The sequence below is a fragment of the Variovorax paradoxus B4 genome, from assembly GCF_000463015.1.
Lineage (GTDB): Bacteria > Pseudomonadota > Gammaproteobacteria > Burkholderiales > Burkholderiaceae_C > Variovorax > Variovorax paradoxus_E.
This window is the reverse complement of sequence record NC_022234.1, coordinates 363,211-383,186: the sequence shown is the minus strand read 5'-3', so window position 1 is coordinate 383,186 and position 19,976 is coordinate 363,211. Positions and strand designations below refer to the sequence as shown.

Annotated in this window: 21 protein-coding genes; 15 read left to right on the top strand and 6 right to left on the bottom strand. The window is 68.0% G+C overall.

All coding sequences use genetic code 11. From position 1 onward, the window contains the following. Positions 1–24 precede the first annotated feature (24 nt). From VAPA_RS28970 to VAPA_RS28955, 4 genes are all read left to right on the top strand, one after another. Positions 25–351, top strand: coding sequence for an ArsR/SmtB family transcription factor (locus tag VAPA_RS28970; protein WP_021003771.1), 327 nt, complete (start codon positions 25–27; stop codon positions 349–351). Positions 352–475: 124 nt separating this feature from the next. Next, entirely contained in the window at positions 476–733 is a 258-nt protein-coding gene (locus VAPA_RS28965; RefSeq protein ID WP_021003770.1) for a hypothetical protein, read from the top strand. 59 nt (positions 734–792) lie between these two features. Next, the gene (locus tag VAPA_RS28960; RefSeq protein WP_021003769.1) at positions 793–1,467 is read left to right on the top strand and encodes a response regulator; all 675 of its coding nucleotides are present in this window, start codon (positions 793–795) and stop codon (positions 1,465–1,467) included. After that, positions 1,464–2,819 (top strand): ATP-binding protein, encoded by a 1,356-nt coding sequence (locus VAPA_RS28955; protein WP_021003768.1) that lies wholly within the window; start codon positions 1,464–1,466, stop codon positions 2,817–2,819. Before VAPA_RS28960 ends, VAPA_RS28955 begins: the two co-directional genes overlap by 4 nt. Here VAPA_RS28955 and VAPA_RS28950 read toward each other — a convergent pair. The 5 genes from VAPA_RS28950 to VAPA_RS28930 all read right to left on the bottom strand — a co-directional run bounded on the left by VAPA_RS28950 (position 2,816) and on the right by VAPA_RS28930 (position 7,624). Continuing rightward, positions 2,816–4,057, bottom strand: coding sequence for a pyridoxal phosphate-dependent decarboxylase family protein (locus VAPA_RS28950; protein ID WP_021003767.1), 1,242 nt, complete (start codon positions 4,055–4,057; stop codon positions 2,816–2,818). The two genes, VAPA_RS28955 and VAPA_RS28950, sit on opposite strands and share 4 nt — an antisense overlap. Positions 4,058–4,063: 6 nt before the next feature. Further along, positions 4,064–4,879 (bottom strand): ABC transporter permease, encoded by an 816-nt coding sequence (locus VAPA_RS28945; protein ID WP_021003766.1) that lies wholly within the window; start codon positions 4,877–4,879, stop codon positions 4,064–4,066. Continuing rightward, positions 4,876–5,691 (bottom strand): ABC transporter ATP-binding protein, encoded by an 816-nt coding sequence (locus VAPA_RS28940; protein ID WP_021003765.1) that lies wholly within the window; start codon positions 5,689–5,691, stop codon positions 4,876–4,878. The genes VAPA_RS28945 and VAPA_RS28940 overlap by 4 nt, the downstream gene beginning before the upstream one ends. Positions 5,692–5,695: 4 nt before the next feature. Further along, positions 5,696–6,742, bottom strand: coding sequence for a taurine ABC transporter substrate-binding protein (locus tag VAPA_RS28935; protein WP_021003764.1), 1,047 nt, complete (start codon positions 6,740–6,742; stop codon positions 5,696–5,698). Positions 6,743–6,859: 117 nt separating this feature from the next. After that, entirely contained in the window at positions 6,860–7,624 is a 765-nt protein-coding gene (locus tag VAPA_RS28930; protein ID WP_051255419.1) for a GntR family transcriptional regulator, read from the bottom strand. A gap of 88 nt (positions 7,625–7,712) precedes the next feature. Between VAPA_RS28930 and VAPA_RS35640 the strand changes: the two genes are divergently transcribed. Continuing rightward, a complete protein-coding gene (locus VAPA_RS35640) occupies positions 7,713–7,979 on the top strand; it encodes a helix-turn-helix domain-containing protein (protein WP_080666888.1) in 267 nt (88 codons plus the stop codon). Positions 7,980–8,041: 62 nt separating this feature from the next. On the opposite strand, the gene VAPA_RS28925 is transcribed toward VAPA_RS35640, so the two are convergent. After that, on the bottom strand, positions 8,042–9,010 hold the full coding sequence (locus VAPA_RS28925; protein WP_041946665.1) for an AraC family transcriptional regulator: 969 nt from the start codon (positions 9,008–9,010) through the stop codon (positions 8,042–8,044). A gap of 148 nt (positions 9,011–9,158) precedes the next feature. On the opposite strand from VAPA_RS28925, the gene VAPA_RS28920 reads away from it, so the two are divergent. From VAPA_RS28920 to VAPA_RS28875, 10 genes are all read left to right on the top strand, one after another. Next, positions 9,159–10,007, top strand: coding sequence for a phytanoyl-CoA dioxygenase family protein (locus tag VAPA_RS28920; RefSeq protein WP_021003760.1), 849 nt, complete (start codon positions 9,159–9,161; stop codon positions 10,005–10,007). After that, positions 10,004–11,569: an AMP-binding protein gene (locus VAPA_RS28915; protein WP_021003759.1), complete on the top strand. Its 1,566-nt coding sequence runs from the start codon at positions 10,004–10,006 to the stop codon at positions 11,567–11,569. The genes VAPA_RS28920 and VAPA_RS28915 overlap by 4 nt, the downstream gene beginning before the upstream one ends. Next, on the top strand, positions 11,566–12,498 hold the full coding sequence (locus tag VAPA_RS33650; RefSeq protein ID WP_021003758.1) for a phytanoyl-CoA dioxygenase family protein: 933 nt from the start codon (positions 11,566–11,568) through the stop codon (positions 12,496–12,498). Before VAPA_RS28915 ends, VAPA_RS33650 begins: the two co-directional genes overlap by 4 nt. A gap of 6 nt (positions 12,499–12,504) precedes the next feature. Then, positions 12,505–13,716 (top strand): serine hydrolase domain-containing protein, encoded by a 1,212-nt coding sequence (locus tag VAPA_RS28905; RefSeq protein ID WP_021003757.1) that lies wholly within the window; start codon positions 12,505–12,507, stop codon positions 13,714–13,716. Between the two features lie 53 nt (positions 13,717–13,769). Next, positions 13,770–15,035, top strand: coding sequence for an ABC transporter substrate-binding protein (locus VAPA_RS28900; protein WP_021003756.1), 1,266 nt, complete (start codon positions 13,770–13,772; stop codon positions 15,033–15,035). Between the two features lie 73 nt (positions 15,036–15,108). Beyond that, on the top strand, positions 15,109–15,990 hold the full coding sequence (locus tag VAPA_RS28895) for a branched-chain amino acid ABC transporter permease (RefSeq protein WP_021003755.1): 882 nt from the start codon (positions 15,109–15,111) through the stop codon (positions 15,988–15,990). Then, positions 15,990–16,991, top strand: a complete 1,002-nt coding sequence (locus VAPA_RS28890) for a branched-chain amino acid ABC transporter permease (protein WP_051255418.1) — start codon at positions 15,990–15,992, stop codon at positions 16,989–16,991. The genes VAPA_RS28895 and VAPA_RS28890 overlap by 1 nt, the downstream gene beginning before the upstream one ends. Beyond that, positions 16,988–17,707: an ABC transporter ATP-binding protein gene (locus VAPA_RS28885; RefSeq protein WP_021003753.1), complete on the top strand. Its 720-nt coding sequence runs from the start codon at positions 16,988–16,990 to the stop codon at positions 17,705–17,707. Before VAPA_RS28890 ends, VAPA_RS28885 begins: the two co-directional genes overlap by 4 nt. Further along, a complete protein-coding gene (locus VAPA_RS28880; RefSeq protein ID WP_230559090.1) occupies positions 17,704–18,411 on the top strand; it encodes an ABC transporter ATP-binding protein in 708 nt (235 codons plus the stop codon). Before VAPA_RS28885 ends, VAPA_RS28880 begins: the two co-directional genes overlap by 4 nt. A gap of 109 nt (positions 18,412–18,520) precedes the next feature. Next, positions 18,521–19,933 carry an IS701 family transposase gene (locus tag VAPA_RS28875; protein ID WP_021003751.1) on the top strand — a complete coding sequence of 471 codons (1,413 nt, stop codon included), beginning with the start codon at positions 18,521–18,523 and terminating at the stop codon, positions 19,931–19,933. Positions 19,934–19,976 lie beyond the last annotated feature (43 nt).

Here is a 19,976-nt window from a genome sequence, read left to right as displayed (position 1 = left end):
CGCCGAGCACTGTCCAGGCCAGCCATGAAATCGCCCCACCCCGTCTTCGATCCCGAGATCCTGCGTGGCACCGCCGCGCGGGTGGCCGGCGTGCTGAAGATTCTGGCCAACGAGGATCGAATGCTCCTGCTGTGCCAGCTGTCGCAGGGAGAGATGTGCGTGAGCGAGCTCGAAGCGCAACTCGGCATTCGCCAGCCGACACTGTCCCAGCAGCTGGGCGTGCTGCGCAATGAAGGCGTGGTCGCCACGCGCCGCCAAGGCAAGAACATCTTCTACGCCGTGGCGGATCCGGCGCTGCTCGAGATCCTCGCCCTGCTCTACCGGATCTACTGCCCGAAGGAAAGACGATGACCCCCGTGGTCCGCGGAGCGCGTTCCGCCGGCGTCTTAAGGCAAATCGAATCTGCCGCCGCGATCATGTGAATGTGCGGCCTGCCCACTGGGCGGCTGCGACATGAGCCTACGTGGAGATGCGAATGAACATTGCAGCCGAGTCCGGTGGCGGCGCCGCCCCTGCGCCATCGTGCGCCGACGCGCCAGAGCCGCGCGGCAAGGACGCCCCCGCCGCCGCCAGCGGCAACCGCCTTGCGGATGCCGCGGTCCTGGCCATCATGGGGGTCCTCGCCATCGGAGCCGCCGCACTGGTGTGCGGGGTCTACAACGCCTTCGACGACGAGTGGTTCGGGATGAGCGGGTCTACACTGTCCCGCATCCTGGCTCTGGCCGGCTTCTGAGGCCTTGCGCCTGCACCGCCGCGGCGGTTGCCGCGCTTCCGGCTTCGAGCCGCTTTCACATGCGCTTGCTGATTGTTGAAGATGACCCCCTGCTCGGCGATGCGCTGGCCACCGGCCTGCGCCAGCTCGGCCATGCGGTCGACTGGTTCGGCAACGGCGGCCAGGCCGACGCAGCGCTGTCCGGCGCCTCGTTCGATGCATTGGTGCTGGACCTGGGGCTTCCGGGCGGCGACGGCATGACCTGGCTGCGCCGCTGGCGCGATCGGGGGCTGAAACTGCCGCTGCTCATCCTGACGGCGCGCGACGGCGTCGAGCAGCGCATCGCCGGGCTCGATGCCGGGGCCGACGACTACCTCGTCAAACCCATCACCATCGACGAACTCGCCGCTCGCCTGCGGGCGCTGGTGCGCCGCGCCGCCGGCCGCGCCCAACCGGTCTGGCAGCACGGTGCGCTCGAGTACGACCCCGCCAGGAAACTCGTGCTCTGGAAAGGCGAACCCGTCGATCTGACCGGGCGCGAGCTGGCGGTGCTCGAGGCGCTCCTGGCGCAGCCGCAGCGCGTGCTCTCGAAAGCCCATCTGCAGGAAAAGCTCTATGACTGGAGCGGCACGGAGCCCGAAGGCAATGTCCTCGAGGTCCACATCCATCACCTGCGGCGCAAGATCGACCCGGGCATCGTGCGGACCGTGCGCGGCGTGGGCTACGCGCTCGGGTCCGGCCAGCCATCGCCATGAGTCTGCAGCGTCGCCTTCTGCTTTATCTGCTGGTTTGCGCACCGCTGGTCTGGGGCGTGGCGCTGTACTTCTCCATCAGCCGGGCCCGGCATGAGGTCAACGAGCTGTACGACACCGAACTGATCAGGCTGGCGCGCCAGGTGCAGTCCACGTTGAGCCCCAGCTATCCTGGCGCCACGCCGGTGCTGCCGCCCCCGCCGAGCGAAGGCACCCGGGAGGCCGGGGCGTCGGACGTGCGCGATCTCGCCGTGGCGGCATGGGACGCGAAGGGCCGCCTCATGCTCGCAGACCACGAAGGCGCGGTGCTGTCGCGTCGGCCCGATGCGAGCGGCTTCGTCGACGAGAAGATCGGGGGCAGGATGTGGCGCATCTACTACCTGCAGTCCTTCGACGGCGCCTGGCTGGTGGCCGCCGGCCAGGACGCCTACGAGCGCGATGAACTGGTGTATGGCCTCACGGTCACGCAGGTCGTCCCCTGGGTGCTGGTGCTGCCCTTTCTGCTGGCGGTGATGGCGTGGGCCGTGCGCCGCGCGCTGGCGCCGATGCACCAGCTCACCGCCGAGCTGCGGCGCCGCAAGGCCGACGACCTGCAGGCCGTGCCGGTCGACCGCGCGCCGGCCGAGCTCAAGCCCTTGCTGGGCGCCATGAACGGACTGTTCGACCGCATCGAGCAGCTGCTGGTGCGCGAGCGCCGCTTCACGGCCGACGCCGCGCACGAACTGCGCACGCCGCTGGCCGTGCTGCGCGCCCAGTGGGACGTGGTGCGCCGCGCCGGCAGCGAGGCCGAACGCACCGCGGCCGAAGCCAAGCTCAGCGCCGGCCTTGATCGCATGGGGCGGCTGGTGACGCAGATGCTCTCGCTCTCGCGCGTGGAGTCCGGCGTTGCGCCGGCCCTGACCGCCGAGGTGCAGTGGCCGCAGATCGTCGAGCAGGCCATGAGCGATTGCCTGGCGACGGCCGAGCGCCGCCGCATCGAGCTGGCCTGCGAATGGCCACCGCGCGGATCGCACCCCCTGCCCCTCCTCGGCGACGAGCATCTGCTGACGATGATGCTGCGCAACCTGCTCGACAACGCGGTCCGCTATGCGCCGGAAGGATCGAGCGTGGTGCTGCGCATCGGGCGCGAACACCTGGAGCTCGAGAACGAAGGGGAGCCGCTGTCGGCCGAACAGCTCGCGCGGCTGGGCGAGCGCTTCTACCGGCCCGACGGGCAGCAGGAAGGCGGCAGCGGCCTGGGGGTGTCGATCGTGCGGCGCATTGCCGAACTGCACGGCCTCGAGTTGCAGTTCGGCCCCGGCGCCGGCGGCCGGGGGGTCAAGGTGACGCTGCAGTTCGACGCGGCGCACCGCTAGTACCGCGCGTCCACCTTGCCCGACCCAGCCCTTGCATGCGTCTGCGGCTCCTTGAGCACCGCGGCCATGTCGCTCAGGTACTGCCCTACCACCGGCTCGTGCGTGAGGTTCAGCATGTGGTGAATGCCCGGCGGGTCGTTCACGTAGCCCACGGTCCAGCCGCGAGCGGTCATTCCCTTGCCGATGGCCGCCATGTCGCGCAGCGGTGAACCGAAGGCGAAGATGCACAGTTCCGGGCGCCCCAGCGTCGGCAAGCCAAGCGCGTCCAGTCTCTGCTGCATGGCACGCCGCGTCGCCATCACGCGTTCGGTCACACGCAGGTAGCCGTCCTTGCCCAGGTAGTTCATGACGGCCCATGCGGCGGCGATGGCGCCACCGGCACGCGTGCCGACGAGCGTGTGCGTGAAGTACTGGCCGCGCGGCCAGTTGTCGAAGTGGTAGCCCATGAGCGCGAACGACGCGGGATCGGCAAAGAACAGCGTCGACGCGCCCTTGGCCGTGTAGCCGTACTTGTGCAGGTCTGCCGAAATCGAGGTCACGCCCTCGACCGCGAAATCGAAGTCGGGAATGTCGGCGCCCAGCTCGCGCGCGAACGGCGCGAAGTAGCCACCGACGCAGCCATCGACGTGCATCCAGATGTCGTGCTCGCGCGCCAGTTCGGCGATCTCGGGAATCGCATCGACCACGCCATGCGGAAACGCCGGCGCCGACCCGACGAGCATGGCGGTGTCGGCCGTCAGGGCCGCGCGCATCGCGGCCACGTCGGCGCAAAAGTCCTCGCCCAGCGGCGTGCGCATCGGCTCCAGCCCCAGGAAGTACGCCGCCTTGTCGAAGGCTGGATGCGCACTCTGCGGCATCACGATGCGCGGCTTGCCCATGCCGGGATGGCGCGCCAGCGCGCGGTCCCGGGCGCACTTGACGGCAAGGAAGATGCTCTCGGTTCCGCCCGTCGTCATCGCGCCGCAGGCTTCCGGCCCGCCATGCAGAAGGCCTAGCCCCATGGCCACGACCTCCGCCTCGAACTTGGCAAGGCTGCCGAAGGCGCGTGGCCCCAGGCCGTTCTCCGAGAAGTACATCAGGTAGGCCTGCTTGGCCACCTCGAGCACATCTTCGCCGGCATAGTGGACGAACATCGGCACGCGGCCGCCGCGCCAGTCCACGTCGTTGCTGCTGGCGTCTTTCAGCTGGCGCTGCAGCTCTTCCCAGGCAATGCCGTGGGCGGGGAGTCGTGTGGTCATGGGGGCCTATCCTTCTTTGCCGCCCCAGTGGACGACCTTGTTTTCGAGTGCGCGCGCCAGCAGGTCGAGCGCATAGCCCAGCACGGCCATGATCAGTGCCCCGACGATCACGACGTTGGTAAGCAGGAAATCCGAGGCCGACATCGCCATGTAGGCAATGCCCGCGTTGGTGGCGATCATTTCGGCGCCCACCAGCATCGTCACGCCGATGCCGATGCTCACGCGAATGCTGGTGAAGATGCCCGGCAGGCTGGCCGGGAAAATCACGCGCCGGAAGATCATGGTGCGCGAGGCACCGAGCGCCATCGCGGCCTGCACCCTGCGCCGGCCCACGCCGCGCACCGCCTGCATCGAACTGATCGACAGGATCGGAAACAGCGCGAGCACGATGATCACGATCTTCGCGACCTCGCCGATGCCGAACCAGATGATCAACAGCGGCAGCAGCGCGAGCTTGGGCATCGGCCGCGAGATCTCGATGGGCGGGTCGAGCACCGCCTTGACCGTTTCGTTCATGCCCATCCACAGGCCCAGCGGAACCGCGACCAGCACCGTGAGCACGAACGCCAGCCCGAAGCGGAACAGGCTGATGCCCAGGTGGTGCGCCAGCGTCTTGCCCTGGTAGCCGTTCTGCATCAGCTGCAAAAAGGTCTGCCAGACCGACACCGGCGATGGCAGGAACAGCGGCACAACCAGCGGCTTGTCGCCCATCAGCGGCGTGGTGATGAGGAACCACAGCAACAGCAGCACCGCGAACGAGCCCAGGTTGATCCAGCGCGAGCGGCCCGTGGCGCCCGACGCGTGCTGTGCAGCCGCGCTCATCGCTCGCGCTCCTGGCGCTGCGCTGTCAGCGCCTCTTCGCGCAGCAGGCCGAAGATCTCGGCCTTCAAGCGCGCGAACTCGGGGCTGGCCACGATGGCGGGGTCGGCGCTTTGCGCAAACTCGGGCCGGAACTTCGCCTTGATGCGTCCGGGCCGCGCCGACATCACGACGACCTCGGTGGCCAGGAACAGCGCCTCGTCGATGCTGTGCGTGATCCACAGCACCGTCTTGTGGGTCTCGTGCCAGATGCGCTTGATTTCTTCCTGCAGCAGTTCGCGTGTCTGCGCGTCGAGTGCGGCAAAGGGCTCGTCCATCAGCAGAATCTCGGGGTCGTTGGCCAGCGCGCGCGCGATGCCCACGCGCTGCTGCATGCCGCCCGAGAGTTCGTACGGATAGCGTTTGGCAAAGCCCGTGAGCCCGACCATCTCCAGGTAGTGGGCCGCGATGCGCGCTGCTTCCGACGCAGGCTTGCCAATGGCAAGCGGCCCGAAGGCCACGTTGTCCTGCACGCTCATCCAGATGAACAGCGCGCCCTGCTGAAACACCACGCCGCGCCGCGGATCGGGGCCGCGCACCGGCAGGCCGTCCATCAGCACCTGGCCGCTGGTCGGTTGCTCGAAGCCCGCAAGAATGTTGAGCAGCGTGCTCTTGCCGCAACCCGAGGGGCCGAGCAGGCAGGTGAACTCGCCTTTGGCGATATCGAGCGAGATCGGCTCCAGCGCCTGCACCGCGTCGGGCCCCTGCCCGAAACGCTTGCTCACCTGCTCGAAGCGGACCTTGGGCGAACCGGTCGCGTGGTGTGCCGGCGGCATCGGCTCAGGCCACCATCTTGGCGACGAAGCTCGAATCGACCAGCCCGCCCACGTCCTCGGGCATGACCGTGATCTGGCCCGACTCGAACAGGAACTGCGCCTGCGTCCGCAGTGTCTTGAGCACGCCTGTGTCTTTCTCGCCGGGCTTGCCCATCCAGCGGCTGCTGAGCTGCTCGCTCGCCGGCACGGGGTAGAAGGTGTTCAGCGAGCGCATCACCGTGGCTTCATCGACGTTCAGGAACTTGGTCATGGTGTCGACCACGTCCTTAGGGTCTTGCTTGAAGCCGCGCGCAATCTGCTCGTAGTCCTTCAGGAAGGCCAGCACCAGGTCTGGTGACTTCCGCTTGAACTCGTCGCGCACCAGCAGGCCATCGAAGATCAGCAGGCTCTGGCGGTTCAGATCGCCGGTCTTGAAGATGATCTTGCCGCCGTCATCGGTCAGGCGCGGCAGCACCGGCACCCAGATGTAGCTCGCGTCGATCTCGCGGCGCTGCCAGGCCGAGGCGATCTGGTCGGCGCGCATGTTGATGAGCTGCACGTCGGCAAGCCCCAGGCCCGCGAACTTGAGCGCGGCCACCGCCGCGAAATGCACCGAGGTGTTGAACGGCAGGCCGATCTTCTTGCCCTTCAGGCCCGCGACCGTCGTGATGCCCGAGTTGCCCTGCACCACCAGGCATTCGCTGTCCACGATGTTCTTGTAGACATACACCATCGAGGCCTTCAGGCCGTTCGCATAGCCCACCATCATCGGACTGGAGCCGATGTTGCACATGTCCAGGCTGCCACCGGCCATGGCTGAGATCACTTCGGAGCCGGCGCGCACCGTCACGAAATCGCTGCCGACGCCCTGGCCGAATGTCTTGGGTGCCAGGTTCTTCGCGCGGATGTAGTTCTGCGCATCGATCGCACCGAAGGTGCCGAGCTTCACGGCGCGCGACGACTGCGCGAACACCGGGCCGGCACCGCCCAGCAATGCGCCGCCGGCGGAAGACGCCAGCAGCATGTGGGCAGCGGTCAGATGGAACTCGCGGCGGGAGAGATTCAGCTTCATGGGGCGGCCTTTCCTGAGACGAAAGAAGAACGAAACCCACCGTGCGACGGGTCTGGCCGCAGTTTAGAAGCACTTGAATATATTCAAAATGCTCCAAAACCCACCCATGAGCGGATTTCAGGGCTTGAGCAGGCGAATCAGGAAGCGCGAACCGTGCGCCAGATCGTCGCGCATCGCCTGCCCGAGGGCGTCGCCATCGCGCCGCCGCAGCGCGTCCATGGCCACCAGATGCGTCTCGTGGCCGGTCATGCTTCCGCAATACTGGGGAAACAGCAGGTTGAGCGTAGGCCCGACGCGCAGCCACAGGCTCTCGATGACGCGGATCAGAATGGGCTGGCCCGATGCACGATATATTGAAAGATGAAAGTCGGAGTTTTTCATCAGTGTCTGGTGCGCATCGCCCGCCTGGATCGCAGCCAGGTGCGCCTGCATCACGGCATCGAGTCGCTCGATCTCTTCATTGGAGATGCGCGGCGCCGCCTCCTTGGCCGCGAGGCATTCGAGCTCCATCCGGATCTTCAGGATTTCGCGGTAGGTCTCCACGCCCAGGCGGGGAACGCGGATGGTGCGGCCATTGACCACTTCGAGCCCCTGCTCGACCACCAGCCGCTGCACGGCCTCGCGCACGGGCGTCAGGCTCACGCCAAAGGCCTCAGCCACGCCACGCACCGTGAGCACCTGTTCGGGCAGCAGCGCGCCGGTCATCAACGCGTGGCGCAGCTTCTGGCAGGTGCGGTCGGTCAGGGTGTCGCCGGGGACGCCTTGCAGGTCTTCCAGTGCGAGGCCCGGGAAGTCGTCGTCGAGGGCCACGGTCTTGGCTTTGACGCTGGTCCTGGCCGCAGAAGTCCGGGTGCGCCGGGCGGTGCCGACGGGCGTTGCCACGGCGGTTGCAAGTCGTTTCGACGGGCGGCGAGGTATCGAAGGCGGCTTGGACATGAGGTAGAGGCGTTGGCGCTGTAGAGGCGCTTGAATATACTCTGTACGGGTCGGTTTTCAGTGGCAATCAACACCGCGCCCTCCGCATCGCCGCCGGCGCCTCGGGCGGGAACTGGCCCGGCGCGCCGGCATCTCCCGCCCGTTGCTCTCCCGCATCGAGCACGGCCAGGTTTCACCCTCCGTTGAGACGCTGCCTCGCGTCGCCAACGGACTCGGCGTGCCGATGTCGCGCTTCTTTCCGCTCGAGGCATTGCGCAAGCACGCCGACTACCTGGCGCTGGTCTACGCGCGCTGCGCCTGAGCCCGTGATCCTCGGTCTGCGCCAGGCCCGATGACCTTGCACGCTTCGGCGTGCCGGCGGACTCAGCCGAGCGCTTCGCGCGCCTGGCGCGGCGTCTGTCCGAAGCGTGCGCGATAGGCCCGGTTGAAGGACGAAACTTCGTCGAAGCCCCAATCGGCGGCGATGTCGGCGACCGCGCGCCGCGGCTGCTCCCGGAGCACGCGGCGGCATTCGTCGAGGCGGCACTGCCGCAGGTAACCACTGAAAGTCTGGCCACCCTCGCCGAGGATCTTGAACAGGTAGCTCCGCGAGATGCCCAGTTCGGCGCATGCCGCATCGGGCGTCAGGCTGCGGTCGCTGAGACGGCGTCGCATGAGTCCGAGGATCCGCTCGAGCATCTCGCGCCGGACTCGCTCCGCGCGCGCATCCGGCTCGTCGGGCAGCTGCGCGCGCGACAGCAGCTCGCTGCAATGGCCGACCATCAGCGACTGGACTTGCAGCAGGTCCTGCGAGGGCAGCTCATGCACCAGGCGCATGTAGTTGGCGAGGATGCGACCCGTGCCCCTGTCGCCGGCCAGCACCGGTGAGGCGAGACGGCCGCGACGGCCGAGCCGCGAGCGCAGCAGCGCGTCGTCGATCTCAATGCAGAACATGCTGAAGCTTGATCGGAAGTCGACCTCCCACACCGATGCGCAATCGACCACGTAGATGTCGCCGGGACCGGCGCGCTGCGTCTGGCCGTCCTGCTGCACCACCGCTTCGCCGAAGCCCATCAGGTTCACGAAGAAGGGAGCGACCTGCTGCTTGGCGAGCCCGGCGCTGGACAGCCGGACCGCGTGCGCTTCGGCCGTGATGGTCGAGCTGCGCAGCTCGGGCAGCATCAGGCCCTCGATACTGCCGCGAAAGCCCGGCGCTTCGGCCCGCTCGGGCTCAAGCGGCACGTAGGCATCGCAGATCGCATCGCGCCAGTAAGCGAACTGTTCGCCGGGCGTGACGATCTGGGTGCTGCGGTGATAGGTCGGGTCGCTCATGGGAGGGGTGACGCCGATCATAGCCAGCCACGCCACACCGCGTCATCCCTCCCTCACGCGAGCCGGCCGTGGACGGATTGCACGTTGGCCGTGGACGCTGCGCACTGGTGAGTTGCGCCCCGACGCCCGACCATCGGTGCACAAATACATAACGATGGAGACAACGCCGATGGCGTCATCCGAACAACTGGACGAATGGCTCGCGTCATTCGAGCGCGACGGCTATGTCGTGCTGCCCGAGATCATTGCCAAGCCCCAGGTCATCGCCCTCACCGAGGCCCTGCTGCGGGTGGAGGCCGAGCACAGCTTCGGCTACGCAAAGACCTCCTTCGAGGGGCTCAAGACCGTTCGCATCAACAACCTGCTGGTGCACGACGAGGTGTTCTGGACCGTGCCCCTTCAGCCCGACGTGCTGGCCCTGTCCGAGCGGCTGCTCGACCGCGAGCTGCTGCTGTCGTCGCTGTGCTCGCTGACCCTCGGGCCCGGCCAGGAGGCACAGCCGCTGCATGAGGACACGCAGCAGATCCCACTACCGCGTCCGCGCGCGCCGCTGGCCGTGAACGCCATCTGGGCGTTGAGCGATTTCACCGAGGAGAACGGCGCGACCCACATCGTGCCCGGCAGCCACAAGCAGCCCAGCGCGCCGCCCTACGGGGCCGACATCGACACCGTGCAGGCGACCATGAAGGCCGGCAGCATCATGCTGTTCGACAGCGCGCTGTGGCACAAGGGCGGCGCCAACACCACGTCGATGCGCCGCTACGCGCTCTCGTGCTACTACTGCGCGGGCTGGCTGCGCCAGCAGGAGAACATGCAACTGGGCGTGCCGGTCGAAGTGGCGCGGCGCCTGCCGCAGCGCCTGCAGGAGCTGTGCGGCTACAGCATCTACAAGGGCCAGTACGGCCACATCGACAATCAGGACCCCATCACGCTGCTGGGTGTCGAAAGCGGCCGCCGCACGGTGTGGCAGGCCAGCGATCTCAAGAAGCGGCGCGACGCCGGCTCCGGCGCGAAATGACGCGCCCCCATGACGAAGCCGGCCGCCTGCCGCCGGTGCCGGCGTCGGTCGTCCATCTGCTGCGCGACGCCGCCGCCGAAGCGCCCGAGCGCCCGGCGCTGCGCTTCGAAGGCATCTGCCTGAACTACGGACAGTACGCCGGCATCGTGGGCGCGCTCGCACGGCGTCTGGCAGCACGTGTGCGGGCCGGCGATCGCGTGGCGCTGGTCATGGGCAACTCGCTCGACCTCGCAATCGCGACCTTCGCGGTGCATGCGCTGCGCGCGCAGGCAGTGCCGCTCAATCCGGGTTACAGCGGGCGCGAGCTCGCCCACATGCTGGAGGATGCGGATCCCTGCATGGTGCTCTACGACCAGAGCGTGAAGACCGACTTGCAGGTGCTGCGTCCGGCGCTGGCGCGCGAAGCGCTCTGGTGCACGGGCGATGGCAGCGCCTTTGCCGCGCTCCAGGGCGAGGCCTGCGCGTTGCCGGCCGACCTGCCCGTGCATGAAGACCTGGCCACGCTGCAGTACACCGGCGGCACGACCGGGCTGCCCAAGGGCGTCAACATCCGGCACCGCCAGCTCGCCTTCAACATCGCGCAGCGCGAGGCCTGGCTGCCGACCCGGCGCGGGGCCGAGGTGGTGCTGTGCACCATGCCGCTGTTCCACGTCTCGGCGGTGTCGATGTCGCTGCACCTGTGCCTGTATGCATGCGGCGAACTGGTGATCCATCGCCGCTTCGACGTCAAGGCCGCGCTGCAGGCGATCGCCGAGCATCGGGTCACGCTGATGTCCGCGGCGCCGACGATCTTCTACGACATCCTGAAGCAGACCGACCTGCAGCGCGAGTCGCTGATCAGCCTGCGCGCCTGCTTCTCGGGCGCCGCACCGCTGCCGCGCGAGACCCTGCAGCGCTTCGAGGATGCGACCGGCTGCGCAATCTACGAGGGCTACGGCATGAGCGAGGCCGGCCCCTGCCTGGCGTTCAACCCGATGCACCGCGAGCGCCGGCCGGGCTCGGTGGGCCTGCCGGTGCCGGCCTGCGAACTCGAGGTGGTCGACGTCGAGCACGGTGCGACGCCGCTGCCGCCGGGCCGGGCCGGAGAGATCCGCGTGCGCGGACCGCAGGTGATGGCCGGCTACCGCAATCTGCCCGAGCAGACGGCCCGGACGCTGCGCGACGGCTGGCTCTACACCGGCGACGTGGCGCTGACGGACGACGAGGGCTACGTCTACATCCAGGGCCGCAAGCACGACACCATCAACGTCGCGGGCTTCAAAGTCTACCCGAGCGAAGTCGAGCAGGTGCTGCTGTCGCAGCCGGAGGTCGGCGAAGCGGCCGCTTTCGGCGCGACCGACGAGCGCATGGGCCAGGTGGTGCATGCCTGGGTGACGCCGGCGCCCGGCCGCCAGCCCGATGTGCGGCGCCTGCTCGATCACTGCGCCGCGCAACTCGCGGCCTACAAGGTACCGCGGCGCATCGGCATCGTCGAGCGGCTGCCACGCACCAGCGTCGGCAAGCTGGCGCGCAACACCCTCGAACCCGTCGCGACCTCCGCCCCTCCCCCAAGGACACCATGAAGACAGAACTGAACCTGCAGGCCCTGCAAACCCAACTCGCCGAGGAAGGCTATGCCGTGATCGAGAACGTTCTCGACGCCGGGCAGCTCGCGCAGGCGCGCGAGCGCGTGGCCGAGGTGATGGCCCGCGAGCTGGCGCATCCGCTGGCGCTGGACGACGCGCAGCACGAGGACGACGCCGAGATCCTCGCCTACTACAAGAAGCACTACACGGTGAGCGATGCCGAGGCGCAGCGCATGGTGGCGCGCATCCACCAGTACCGGCGCGACAACGCCGACACCCATTGGCCGGTGCCAATCCACAAGGTGTCGAAGAATTTCCTGCACCTGCCGACCCTGTTCGACAACGACCGGTCGCAGCGGGTGTGGAACCTGCTCGACAAGGCGCCCGACCTGATCCCACTGATCGAGCATCCGGTGGTGCTGCCGATGGTGCGCCACGTCATGGGGCAGGACTGCAACCTGCACGACTTCCAGTCCACCAGCATCGGGCCGCATACCGGCGGCGGCGCCTGGCACGTCGATGCGCCGCTCGGCCAGATCGCCGAGCCGCTGCCCGACTTTCCGCTCACGCTGCAGAACGTCTGGATGCTCGACGACTTCACCGCCGACAACGGTGCCACCCGCGTGATGCCACGCAGCCACAAGCTGCGCAAGTCGCCGCCCTGGGGCAGCGATCCGCTGGAAGGCGAAGTGACCCTCACCGCGCCGGCGGGCTCGGTGGCGATCTGGCTGTCGAACACCTGGCACCGGTCCGGGCCGAACGACACCGACGGCCAGCGCCGCGCGATCCTGTGTAACTACAACGTCTCGTGGCTGCGCCTGTTCGCCGACTTCACGAGCACGCTGCCGGCCGAGGTGGTGCCGACGCTGTCGAACGACGCGCGCTACCTGCTCGGCTTCGGCGCCCGCGCGCCGCTGACGCGCTGATCCGCGATGTCGGGATCACTCCTCACGCTGCGCAGTGCCGGCCACTGTTCGCCCGCCTTCGAAGCGGTGCGCGCGGCCTTCGAACACAACCTGGTCCACGGCGGCGAGCTGGGCGCCTCGCTCGCGGTCGAGATCGATGGCGAGTGCGTCGTCGACCTCTGGGGCGGCTGGGCCGATGTCGAAGGCGGTAAACCCTGGCAGCGCGACACGCTGAGCGTGGTGTTCTCGAACACCAAGCCGGCGACCGCGCTGTGCATCCACCTGCTGGCCGAGGCCGGCGAGCTCGACGTCGACCTGCCCGTCGCCCGCTACTGGCCAGCCTTCGCCGCGGCCGGCAAGGACGCGATCACGCCGCGCATGCTGCTCGACCACAGCGCGGGCCTGCCGGCGCTGCGCGAGCGCCTGCCCGACGGCGCGGCCTTCGACTGGGACTTCATGGTCGAACGCCTCGAACGCGAAGCGCCGTTCTGGGCACCGGGCACGCGCGTGGGCTACCACGCGCTGACCTACGGCTGGCTGCTCGGCGAGTTGGTGCGGCGCATCGGCGGCTGTTCGCTCGGCGAGTTCTTCCGCCGGAAAGTGGCACAGCCGCTGGGGCTGGATTTCTGGATCGGCTTGCCCAACAGCGAGGAATCGCGAGTCGCTACCATTGTGCCGCCCGCGGCGACTTCGGTGCCACGCAACGCGTTCGAACGCGCGCTGCTCGAGGAGCCGCAAAGCCCCACTGCGCTGTACATGAAGAACACCGGCGGCTGGCGTCCGAGCGGCTTCAACAGCCGCGCCGGCCATGCGGCCGAGCTCGGCGCGGCCGGCGGCATCACAAACGCACGCAGCCTGGCGCGCCTGTACGGCACGCTCGCGTGCGGCGGCCTGCGCGGCGGCTTCCGGCTGCTCCGGGAAGACACGCTGGCCAAGGCCACGGCCGTGTCCTCGGCCACGCACGACGACGCCTGCCTGCGCGTGCCGACGCGCTTCGCGGCCGGCTTCATGCGCCAGATGGACAACCGGGCGCGCGGGCTGGACAGCGCCTGCTTCGGCCGCGACGCCTTCGGCCATGTCGGCGCGGGCGGCTCGCTGGCCTTTGCGTCGCCGTCGCGCCGCCTCGGTTTCGGCTACACGATGAACCGGATGGGGCCGGGCGTGCTGCTCAACGAACGCGCGGACCGGCTGGTGCAGGCGGTCTATGAAGCCGTGGACGGCGCGTCGCACGCCCTTTGAGATCTCGACTGCCATCCAGCACTTTCCTTTTCACAACAGGAGACAGACAACCCATGAACAACCACCGCCGCCTCCAACTGAAAGCCGGCCTCGTCGGCGCGATGGCCGCCAGCGCACTGCTCGGCGCGAGCCTGGCCAAGGCCGCCGAGCCGGTCAAGATCGGCTATCTCATCCCGCTGTCCGGCAGCGCCGCGGCATCGATCGGCAAGGACATGTCGCGCGCCACGCACCTGGCCGTCAAGCACATCAACGAGGGCGGCGGCATCAAATCGATGGGCGGTGCCCCGCTCGAACTGTTGGAGGTGGACACACGCGGCGATGCCAAGGTGGCGATCACCGAGGCCGAGCGCCTGATCACGCGCGAGAAGACGCCCGTGCTGCTGGGCGCCTTCCAGAGTGGCGTGACCTTCCCGGCCACGGCGGTCGCCGAGAAGTACCGCACGCCCTGGGTGGTCGACCTCGCGGCCAAGGCCGACATCACCGAGCGTGGCTTCAAGTACGTGTTCCGCCCGACCCAGGTGCCGGCCTCGTCCAATGCCGAGAGCATGGCCGACTTCATCTCGTTCGCCGGCAAGACCACGGGCAAGCCGGCCAAGACGGTGGCGATGGTCTACGAGAACACCGACTGGGGCCAGGACATGGCCAACACGCTACGCGCCAAGTTCAAGGCGGACCGCATCGAGGTCGTGCTCGACGAAGGCTATCCGCCGAACTCGCCCGACCTGCGTCCGCTGGTGCTCAAGATCAAGGGCAAGAAGCCGGACGTGGTCACGGTCACGGCCTACTCGGCCGACGCCGTGCAACTGCACAAGTTGCTGGCGCAGATGCAGGTGGGCGCGATGGCCTACGTCGGCAGCGCGGGCGGACAGATCGACAGCAACTTCATTCCGCTGGTTGGCAAGGGCATCACGAGCCAGGTGTTCACGACTAATGGCTGGGCCGGCTACGAGTCGTCGATCACGACGCCTTTCGCCAAGAAGTTCTGGGACGAGTTCGTGGCGGCGAACAAGGTCGAGCCCAACGAGCTCTCGGTGAGCGCCTACGTCGCGGTGTGGGTGATCAAGGATGCGCTGGAACGCGCCGGCAAGGCCGACCCGGAGGCCATTCGCAATGCGCTGGCCAAGACCCGCATCGAAGGCACCGACCTCACGAAGCTGGTCGGCTACAACATCGTCATCGACGAGAAGGGCCAGAACCCGAAGAAGCGGTACGTGATGCAGCAGATCACGCCGGACGGCGAGTACCGCACCATCTGGCCGGAGAACCTGGCGTCCAAGAGCTACCGCATGGTGTGGCCGGCTGACACGCCCAAGCCCTGAGCGTCGCGCGTCCCGTGGCCGGTCGCCCTGCGAGGGGCGACCGGCTTTCATTTCTCCCGCAAGGAGCATTTTCTTGTCGAGCACCTATCTACAGGCCCTGCTGAGCGGTATCGCCAGCGGGGCCATCTACGGCCTCATCGCGCTGGGCCTGAGCCTGCAGTTCGGCGTGATGAAGATCATCAACTTCGCGCACGGCTCCTTCCTGATGATGGCGATGTACGTGTCGTACGCACTGGCGACACAGGCCGGCCTGCACCCGCTGCTGACGGCGCCGCTGACGGCGGCGGTGCTGTTCGTGGTCGGCTACGCCTGCCAGCGCTGGCTGATCGACGCGATCTACCGCAAGGAGATCTCGCGCGAGCCCATCGGCGTGCTGATCTTCACCACCGGCCTGTGGATCTTCATGGACTACGGTTTCCTCGCGCTGGTCGGCCCGGACAGCCGCTCGGTCGACAGCCCCTGGGCCAACGAGGTGCTGGTCATGGGCGACCTGATCTTCACCTACCCGCAACTGGCCGGCCTGCTGTTCGCCGCGCTGATCACGGCCGGGCTGGTCGCCTTCCTGCGCTACACGCGCACCGGCCGCGCCATCCGCGCCACGGGGCAGGACCGCGAGGCGGCCGGCGTGCTGGGCATCGACAGCGCGCGCGTCTACCAACTGTCCTTCGCCATCGGCCTGGGCATCCTGGGCGTGGCCGGCGCGCTGCTGCTGCCGCTCTATCCGGCTAACCCCTTCGTCGGCGACACCTTCGGCATGCGAGCCTTCGTCATCGTGGTGCTCGGCGGCATCGGCTCGGTGGCCGGCGCCTTCTGGGGCGGCATCATCGTCGGCGTACTCGAGTCGGTCGGCAGCCAGCTGATCCCGGTGACCTACGCCGAAGCCCTGATCTTCCTGTTGTTCCTCGCGGTGATGTACTTCCGACCGAGCGGACTGTTCGGCGTGGAGAACGAATGATGGCAACCCGCACCCTGCCTGCCGGCGCCAGGATGGCGCTGATCGCCGCCGTGGCCGTTGCGCCGCTCCTGAGCGATAGTCAGTACCTGCTGTCGATCGCCGTCGTCACGCTGCTGTACGCCTACCTGGCGCTGTCGTGGAACATCCTGGGCGGCATCGCCGGCCAGCTCTCGCTCGGCCACTCGGCCTACTTCGGCCTTGGCGCCTACACCTCGACCTGGCTGTTCGTGCACCTCGGCCTCAGCCCCTGGCTGAGCATGTGGGCCGGGGCCGCCGTCGCGGTCGTCGCCGCGGTGGTGGTGGGGCTGTCGTGCATGCAGCTGCGCGGCGCCTACTTCGCGCTGGCGACCATCGCCACGGCGATGGTGCTCAAGACGCTGGTCGAGAACGCCGACGGCCTGCTGGGCGGGCCGCGCGGCATGGAGGTGACCCTGCTGCGCGACGCGCCGCTGTACTTCCAGCACACGCGCAAGGAGTTCTACTACGTGGTCGCGCTGGCCTTCACGGCCGCGGCCTGGCTCATCAACCGCCAGATCCTGCGCAGCCGCTTCGGCTACTACCTTGCGGCGGTGCGCAACGACCAGGAAGCGGCGCTAGCCCTCGGCGTGCCCATCTTGCGCTACAAGATGCTGGCCGCGATGCTGAGCGCCGGGCTCACCGCGCTGGGTGGCACCTTCTACGCCCAGTTCGTGCTATACATCAGCCCCGACAAGGTGTTTGGCTCCAACCTCGGCGTGGTCATCGCGGTGGTCTGCATCATCGGCGGGCGCGGCACGCTGTGGGGGCCGGTGATCGGCGCGCTGCTGCTGCTGCCGGGTGAGGAGCTCTCGCGCACCGTCTCGGGCGGCCTGGTGGGCGTCGACATGATGCTGTACGGCCTACTGCTGATGCTCGTGATCCGCTGGGAGCCGCGCGGCCTGATGGCGATCTTCGATCGCTGGCGCGAGCGCAGGCGCGTGGCCCGGGCCACAGAGCTCGCTGCGGCGGAGGGCGCACCATGAAGCTGCTCGAATTCCGCGGCGTCGGCAAGAGCTTCGGCGGCCTGCGTGCCTCCGACGACGTCAGCTTCTCGGTCGGCGAGGGCGAGATCGTCGGCCTGATCGGCCCGAACGGCGCCGGCAAGACCACCCTGTTCGCGATGGCCTCCGGCTTCCTGCCGCCCACCGACGGCGAGATCTGGTTCGACGGCCGCCGAGTCGATGGCCTGGGTGCCGCGCAGATCTGCGCCGCCGGGCTGGTGCGCACCTTCCAGATCGTCAAGCCCTTCGGCGAGATGACGGTGCTGGAGAACGCCATGATCGGCGCCTTCCTGCGCCATCCGCGGCGCGAGGATGCCGAAGAGGCCGCCATGAAGGTGCTGCGCCGCGTCGGCCTCGGCGGGCGCGAGCACCAGGTCGCCCGCACGCTCACGCTGTCGGGTCGCAAGCGCCTGGAGGTCGCGAAGGCGCTTGCCACCCAGCCGCGGCTGCTGCTGCTCGACGAAGTGATGGCCGGCCTCACCACGGTGGAAACCGCGGAGATGGTGGCGCTGGTGCTGGACCTGCGCCGCACCGACATCAGCGTGCTCATCATCGAGCACAACATGAAGGCGGTCATGCAGCTGTCGGACCGCATCGTGGTCGTGCATCACGGCCGCAAGATTTCGGAGGGCGAGCCGAACGCGGTGGCGAACGACCCTGAAGTGGTGAACGCGTATCTCGGGGAGGCCCACGCATGATGCTGGAAGTCAAGGGACTCGACGCCGGTTATGGCGATGTCCAGGTACTGCGCGGCGTCGACATGAACGTCGCCGAAGGCGAGATCGTCAGCATCGTCGGCGCCAACGGCGCCGGCAAGACCACGCTGATCCGGACCGTGATGGGCACGCTGCCGGCCTTCGCCGGCGAGGTGCGCTTCTGCGGCGAACGCATCAGCGGCCGGGCATCGCACCAGATCGCACGCCTGGGCATGGCCCAGGTCATGGAAGGCCGCCGGCTCTTCGGCCACATGGAGGTCGAGGACAACCTGCGCGTCGGCGGCGACCTGCTGCGCGATGCGCGCCGCAGCCGCGACAACCTCGAGTGGATTTACTCGCTCTTCCCACGCTTGCGCGAGCGGCGGCGCCAACTGGCGCGCTCGTTCAGCGGCGGCGAGCAGCAGATGCTGGCAATTGGCAGGGCCCTGATGACCTCGCCCAAGCTGCTGCTGCTCGACGAGCCGTCGATCGGACTGGCGCCGATCATGGTCAAGGACATCTTCGGGAAGCTGCCGCAGATCAATGCCCGCGGCATTACGATCCTGCTGGTTGAACAGGACGTGCACCGTTCGCTCAGCCTGGCGCAGCGCGGCTACGTGCTGGAACACGGCGAGATAGTGATGTCGGGCCTGGGCGGCGAGCTGCTGGCCGACGAGGGGCTGCGGCGGGCCTACCTGGGACTTTGAGGCGGGGCATGAGGGTGACCGCTGTGAACGCCACCTAGTCTTACTGTGTTAGTAATTTGAACAGAATCAAGGCATTATGCGAACTTCTTCGAGCAAGAGGTGAGCCTTGATGAAGGAACTGCGTGAGTTTGAGCGCTACCTGGCGCATTTGGGCGAGGGTCTGGGCCATGCAGACAGGCAGGCTGGGCTGCGCGGGTATTGCACCGGCCTGATGGCGCCGCTCAAGCGCAAGAGCGTGGAGCCGATGGCGGCGCACCTGGCACCTGCGGCCACGCGCTCGCGCCACCAGTCGCTGCACCACTTCGTGGCCGATTCGGCCTGGTCTGACGAACAAATGCTGCTGCGCGTGGCGCAGTGGGTCGTGCCGGCGATGGACTTCAGCGACGGCGGCTGGTGGATCGTCGACGACACCGGCTTTCCCAAGCAAGGCCGGCATTCGGTGGGTGTGGCGCGCCAGTACTGCGGCATGCTGGGCAAGCAGGACAACTGCCAGGTGGCGGTGAGCGTGACGCTGGCATGCCAGGCGGGCAGCCTGCCGGTAGCCTGGCGGCTGTACCTGCCTCAGGAATGGGCCGTCGACAGGGAGCGGCGCGAGAAGGCGGGCGTTCCGCAAGACTTGGCGTTCGCCACCAAGCCGGCGATTGCGCTGGCGCAGATCGAGCGGCTGATGGCGCAAGGCGCCCCCAGGCACTGCGTGCTGGCCGATGCCGGCTACGGCATGGAGACGGCGTTTCGGGAACGCCTGAGCGAGTTGGGCCTGCCCTACGTGGTGGGCGTGACGGGCCAGGTGACGGTGTGGCCGCCCGGGCATGCGCCGCTGCCGCCCGAGCCGTACAGCGGACGTGGCAACGTGCCTACCCGGCAGCGCTTGGGGAATGCCAGGCACCAGCGCCCGCTATCGGTCAAGGAGTTGGCCTTCGAGCTGGATCCTTCTCAATGGCAGACCCTCGAGTGGCGCGAGGGCACCAACTTCGCCTTGCGATCTCGCTTCGCCCGCGTTCGCGTACATGCAGCCCATCGCGATCATCAGCGCTCGCAGCAGCGCGTCCAGGAGTGGCTGCTCATCGAGTGGCCCGAAGGCCACAAGGAGCCGATGAAGTACTGGCTGTCCACGCTGGCTGAGGATCTGCCGCTTGAGCGCATGGTGCTGGAGGCCAAGATGCGCTGGCGCATTGAGCGCGACTACCAGGACCTCAAGCAGGAATTGGGGCTGGGCCACTACGAAGGCCGGGGCTGGCGGGGGTTCCATCACCACGCCAGCCTGAGCATCGCCGCTTACGGTTTCTTGATGGCGCGGCAACTGCGGCATCCCGAGGGAGCTGGTAAAAAAAACTCCGCACGAAGCAAAGAATCTGCCCTACCCACGCATTACAAGCCTCGCGGCAGCCCAGCGCACGCAGCGCCACGTCCCATCGTCCATCACGACTTTGCGGCTGCTTATCGCCGCAGCCTTGCTCAAGACGCTGCCCCGATGTCCGTGCTGCCTGCGCGCAAACGCAAGGCTACGCTTATGACACAGTAAGACCAGGAGGCCGTCGGGCTTTGCAGTCCTCCGGAGGATGACG